Here is a 4,585-nt window from a genome sequence, read left to right on the forward strand (position 1 = left end):
GCCGCAGCTCGTCGACCTGGGTGGCAATTGGGTCAACCGAAACACCGTGGGCTCGCATCAACGCTGTATTGCCGAGTGCCAACGAATGCCCTTCCGATTGGCCGCGCACCCCCTGCCCTGTGATTGACTCGAAGTTGTCGACGGTCGCCGGCTTCGCAGCACGCGCTTCAGCACCGGCTACTACCGCGCGCGCCAGGGGATGCTCGCTGGTGCGATCCAGTCCCGCCGCCCAGCTCAGAACCTGCACTTCGCTGTAGCCATTCACGGCAATGGTGCGATCAAACGTCGGTTTGCCAACGGTAATCGTGCCGGTTTTGTCGAGCACCAGCGTATCGACATGGCGCAGGTTCTCGATTGCCTGCGCGTCTCGGAAGAGCACGCCAAGCTGCGCGCCGCGACCGCTTGCGACCATGATCGAGATAGGCGTGGCAAGTCCCAGCGCACAAGGACAGGCGATGATCAATACGGCCACTGCATTGACGAGCGCGTAGGCAAGCCGCGGCTCCGGCCCGACCAGCCACCACGCGACGAAAGTCACGACCGCGATGACGATGACGGCCGGTACGAACCATGCAGCGACGCGATCAGCCAACCGCTGCAGCGGTGCGCGCGAACGCTGCGCCTGAGCCACCATCGTGACGATCTGCGACAGTAGGCTGTCAGCGCCAACCCGCTCGGCCACGACCACAAGTGTGCCGGTCTGATTGATCGTAGCCCCGGCGACACGGTCGCCCGGCGATTTCTCGACGGGCATCGGCTCGCCCGTCAGCATGGATTCATCGACGCTCGATCGCCCTTCGTCCACTCGACCATCGACTGGAATCTTCTCGCCCGGACGAACTCGCAGCCGCTCGCCAGCGTGCACGTGACCGAGCGGCACGTCCTCCTCGGTGCCGTCATCGTTCACTCGACGCGCCGTTTTCGGCGCGAGCCCCAATAGCTGACGGATCGCGGCACTCGTTCGTCCTCGCGCCCGCAGCTCCAGCCACTCCCCGAGCAGCACCAGAGCAATGATCGCGGCCGCGACTTCAAAGTAAACACCCACCATCCCATGCTCATCGCGCATCTCGCCCGGAAACGCCTGCGGCAGGAAAGTGGCGACGATGCTGTAGAGGAATGCCACTGCCACGCCCAAGCCAATCAGCGTGTACATGTTTGGCGAGCGATTCACGACGCCCATCCAGCCCCGGCGGTAGTAGTCCAAAGCTGTCCAGAGCACCACGGGCGCCGAGAGGACGAGCTCCACACCGCGGAGCCACTGAGCAACCGCGTTCGAGAGATGCAGATCGAGCATGTGCGGCAGCATCGCGATCATCACGACCGGCGCCGTGAGCGCGAGCGCGAGCCAGAACTTGCTTCGAACGCGGCGAAGCTCGGTATCGTCCTCCTCCTCAGATGGCATCTCCGGCTCAAGCGCCATTCCGCAGATAGGGCAGTCGCCGGGACCCACTTGCCGCACTTCCGGATGCATCGGACAGGTGTAGATCGTTCCTGGCGTAACGTCTATACCAGCGGGTGCCGCTCTGGGCTGAGGCGCATGAACGTGCGGCTTCTTCGCCGCGTCCAGGTAACGACTGGGATCAGCTACAAACTTTGCGCGGCAACCGGAGGAGCAAAACACGTAACTCTGACCCGCATGGTTCGCAGCGTGTGGCGAATCATTCGATACCGTCATCCCACAGACTGGATCAATTGATGTCGCGGCGTCGGCCGAGGCTCCGGACGTCGCATTGGTGCTGCTGCAGCAGGCGTGCTCTTTGTGAGAGTGGCCGTGAGATCCGAGCGACGCACTTTGAGACCGCTCTTGCTTTGCTGGCTTTGTCGAGCAGCAGGAGTCCACGTGCTTATTGTTCGTTTCGTGCGCGTGCGTGTGTGCATGCGAATGAGGATGATGTTTCATGCTCGTGTCCTGAGTTATTCCGAAGGTGGCAAGCGACCCAGATCATCTAGAATGGGACACTCTGGGCGCGAGTCGCCGTGGCAGTGAGCGGCGAGCTTCGCGAGCGCCGTCCGAATCGATGTCAGCTCCTCGATCTTGCTGTCCAGTTCGGCAATGTGCTTGGACGCAAGGCGCTTCACTTCCTTGCTGGCGCGGCGCTGGTTGCGCCATAGGCCCAACAGATTCGAGATCTCCTCGATGGAGAAACCAAGATCACGGGCGCGCCGAATGAAACGCAGCGTATGGATGTCTGTCCCCGTGTAGACCCGGTAGTCGCCCGCGGTTCGAGCCGCTTTGGGAATCAGCTCGAGCGCTTCGTAGTGCCGAATCATCTTCGGCGTAACGCCCGAAAGCTCGGCGGCACGGCCGATGCTGTGATAACCGCGCTCTTTGGCCTCAGTCAACTCGACGGGAGCTCTCGCACCCATGGTGGCCTCACTGCCTACGAATGTGATTGACATGGCGGAATGATGAACCTTGCCACTATGGCAAGGTCAAGCGCCATCGCGTTGGCCCCGCCGTTGTGACGGCTCGCATGCAGACTGTGTTCCCCGTTGAGCCGCAACGCACGGCGTGGGCGATTCTCCGTCACGACCGCCCAAGCTCCCCCTCAGGGCTATCCGAACCCGCTCCCGCGCTTCCCCGCAGACCCAACGCCTTCGGTCGTCCGCATAATGCCTCCACCGTACAATAGAGGAGGCGCCTCGTGGATATGCAGCCCGGGAGCGGATCGCCTCGATCAGTGCTCATCGTCGCACGCTGGATCCTGTCGTGCTTAGCCAGCGCTTCCAGGTTGAGAATCTCCCGCCAATAGTCTTCTACGCTTTCAACGATGGAGAAAAATCAATGAACCGCCGGATCGTTATCGCCTTCGCCACTGGTGCAATGTTACTCGGAGGAACGGCGCGCTCTGCTCAGGAGCAAAAGGACAGCAAGCCCCCGATGCACATGCATAAGACGGACATGGATCATCGCGGCGATAGAGAAGTCGCCACGGAATTCAACAGCGAAGCGACCCAGCTCCGCGCAAAGGCGGAGTCACATCGCAAGCTCGCCAAGCTCTATCATGGCCGCACGCCGCCCAAGGGCTCGGCGAACTACGAGAACGTCGCCAAGCACTGCGAGCAGCTCGCACAGCTCTATGAGAACGCTGCGAAGGAAGCCGAAGGCGTCGCGGCTGAATTGAACAAGTAGTCCGCTCCAAGCCGGGGATCGTAGCGCCGGCCCCGCCGCTCAACTTCTAGCGGAGCATGCTCTCGCTATAACTGCCCGACAAAATCTCGCGGCACGCATCGAACCTGGACCTGGAGCGCACTCCAGATTTTCTCTGAGGACTCGCCCGACGGGACTTACTGCGTGCCAAAAATATTGGATTGCCGAACCATGGACATCCACGTTATCGCGGCGTAGAACCTGCACGGGCGACTGCGATTACGACCACACGGGGGACAGGGCGATGTGCGCGAGAGCGGGCATTCCGCCGAAACCAGTCATATACGTCGTAGACGACGACGAGGGCGTGCGTCGAGCCCTTTCCACTCTGCTTAGAACGATTGGTTACAGCACCGTGGCCTTTGCCAGCCCGACCGAATTTCTCTCCGAATACGATCCGAATCGGCCATCCTGCGTGCTGCTCGATGTGCACATGCCTGGGATGAGCGGATTGGAAGTGCAAGAACACCTTATTCGTTCCGGTTCGATGTTATCTGTGATCTTCATGACCGGACACGGCGATGTGCGGATGGCAGTACAAGCCATGAAGAATGGCGCCGTCGGCTTTCTGGAAAAGCCGTTCAACAATGACGAGTTGCTCGACCTGCTCAAGTTTCACTGCAAATGGGTGTCTAGGACCGACGAGCTATTCCTGCCCACTTCAATAAAGCCAGTTCTGCGCCACTGATGCAGTGTGGAACCGCGGGTTCCTGCGCTCAGATGTCGTCAGGCGGTCAGATCCCGAAATCATCGAAGAAGACCCGGTCAGCGGGCACGCCCAGGGTCGTCAGCATGGCCCTAGTAGCTGCTAGCATCGCTGGCGGCCCACACAAATAATACTCACATTCCCTCGGATCGGAGTGGCGACTCAAATATTCGTCGTAGACTACTTGGTGGATATATCCCCGTGCTTCGCTCCCCTCGTCCTCGCGCGCAACATCGGACAGCGCGACACGCCATGAAAAGTTGCCAAACTCGCCCGCAAGCTGCTCGAAGTCTCGTCGATAAAACAGCTCGCGGCGAGTCCTTGCCCCATACAGTAGCTGATACGCGCAGCACTCGCGCGGTTCCTCAACAGGTCAACGATGATGGACCGAAGAGGCGCCATGCCGGCGCCACCGCCGATGAAGATCTTCTCTCGTGTGCTGCCGGTGTCACAGAACAGCCCGTAGGGGCCTCGCACCTGAATTCGATCGCCGGCACGACGGGAGAACAGGTAGGTTGAGCCGCGTCCCCAGGGCGCGTCGGGACCATCATCGGACGGTGGCATGGCTCGGACGTTGATCCTAAGTTCGTCACTCATTTCAGCCGGCGCATTCGCCATCGAATAGGAGCGTCGGACAACGGCTTCACCCCCCGATGAACGACCCGCCATCCGATGAATCCATTCCGATGCGAAGTGCTGCGGTATCTGAAAGGAGCCAATGCTCACCG

Annotated in this window: 5 protein-coding genes and 1 pseudogene; 2 read left to right on the forward strand and 4 right to left on the reverse strand. The window is 60.7% G+C overall.

Going from position 1 to position 4,585, the window contains the following annotated elements; genetic code table 11:
• Together JNL55_RS03665 and cueR are read right to left on the reverse strand one after the other, a co-directional pair.
• Positions 1-1,900: heavy metal translocating P-type ATPase (locus tag JNL55_RS03665; RefSeq protein ID WP_293849407.1), on the reverse strand; the 1,900-nt coding region annotated here is incomplete at its 3' end.
• Positions 1,901-1,914: 14 nt separating this feature from the next.
• A complete protein-coding gene (gene cueR, locus JNL55_RS03670) occupies positions 1,915-2,367 on the reverse strand; it encodes a Cu(I)-responsive transcriptional regulator (RefSeq protein ID WP_415923001.1) in 453 nt (150 codons plus the stop codon).
• 343 nt (positions 2,368-2,710) lie between these two features.
• Here cueR and JNL55_RS03675 point away from each other — a divergent pair, with 343 nt between their 5' ends.
• Positions 2,711-3,133 (forward strand): hypothetical protein, encoded by a 423-nt coding sequence (locus JNL55_RS03675; RefSeq protein ID WP_293849412.1) that lies wholly within the window; start codon positions 2,711-2,713, stop codon positions 3,131-3,133.
• Between the two features lie 262 nt (positions 3,134-3,395).
• A complete protein-coding gene (locus tag JNL55_RS03680) occupies positions 3,396-3,839 on the forward strand; it encodes a response regulator transcription factor (RefSeq protein ID WP_293849415.1) in 444 nt (147 codons plus the stop codon).
• Positions 3,840-3,885: 46 nt separating this feature from the next.
• On the opposite strand, the gene JNL55_RS37330 is transcribed toward JNL55_RS03680, so the two are convergent.
• Together JNL55_RS37330 and JNL55_RS37335 are read right to left on the reverse strand one after the other, a co-directional pair.
• The gene (locus tag JNL55_RS37330) at positions 3,886-4,191 is read right to left on the reverse strand and encodes a hypothetical protein (protein ID WP_415923002.1); all 306 of its coding nucleotides are present in this window, start codon (positions 4,189-4,191) and stop codon (positions 3,886-3,888) included.
• A gap of 179 nt (positions 4,192-4,370) precedes the next feature.
• Positions 4,371-4,526: pseudogene (locus tag JNL55_RS37335) on the reverse strand (hypothetical protein); the annotation flags it as partial.
• Positions 4,527-4,585 lie beyond the last annotated feature (59 nt).

The organism is Steroidobacter sp., from assembly GCF_016790065.1.
In the GTDB taxonomy this organism is placed as follows: domain Bacteria; phylum Pseudomonadota; class Gammaproteobacteria; order Steroidobacterales; family Steroidobacteraceae; genus Steroidobacter.